The 753-nt window shown below is 66.9% G+C and carries 1 protein-coding gene; it reads right to left on the bottom strand.

Features of this window, described 5'->3' with window-relative positions; translation table 11 throughout:
• Positions 1 to 155 precede the first annotated feature (155 nt).
• Positions 156 to 554 (bottom strand): glycerol-3-phosphate cytidylyltransferase, encoded by a 399-nt coding sequence (gene tagD, locus EGM46_RS14555; protein ID WP_125100826.1) that lies wholly within the window; start codon positions 552 to 554, stop codon positions 156 to 158.
• Positions 555 to 753 lie beyond the last annotated feature (199 nt).

Raw genomic sequence — 753 nt, 5'->3', positions numbered from 1 at the left:
GAGGAGGGCGATCCCGCAGAGGTGCTCAGCAACCCGCAGCGGGAGCGCACGAAGGCGTTCCTCTCGAAGGTGCTGTAGGGCGGCTCCGCACGCAGCTGTGGCCCCGGCTCCCATCATGGGAGCCGGGGCCACCGTGCGTTCGCGGGTGCCCGCGGCTACGCGTTGACGCCGAGATCCCGCTTGATCTTCGTGGTCGAGACGCCCTCGGTGCGGTCGAGGTAGATGACCTCGCAGTGATCGCGCAGCACCTCGAAGCGCGGATCGCCCTCCCAGTCGCCGCCCATGACCACGGCGTCGATCTCGTACTTCTGCACGTCGCGGATCTTCTGATCCCACGCCTCCTCCGGGATCACGAGGTCGACGTAGCGCACCGCCTCGAGCATGTTCTTGCGCGTCTCGAAGTCGTGGTACGTCTTCTTGCCCTTGCCCGCGTTGAACTCCTCCGTCGACGCGGCGACCACGAGGTAGTCCCCGAGCGCGCGTGCGCGGCGCAGCAGCCGGATGTGCCCCCAGTGCAGGAGGTCAAAGGTGCCGTAGGTGAGGATCCGCTTCATCCCTCCAGTCTAAGCTCTGCGCGCGCCAGGTGCTGGGAGGAGGGCGCACGCGTGTGCGCAGCGAATTCCCTGGTGTTGCTCGGGCGGGTGCGGCGTAAGCTGGTGGCAGGTATCCGCGCGGCGGGTCCGCGTATCGATGGAGATGGAGGGCACGATGTCAGAGCACCCAGATCAGCGAGTTCCGGATCACGAATCCGAT

The sequence above is a fragment of the Leucobacter chromiireducens genome (assembly GCF_003917135.1).
Lineage (GTDB): Bacteria > Actinomycetota > Actinomycetes > Actinomycetales > Microbacteriaceae > Leucobacter > Leucobacter chromiireducens_A.
This window is presented reverse-complemented; position numbering and strand designations above follow the sequence as displayed.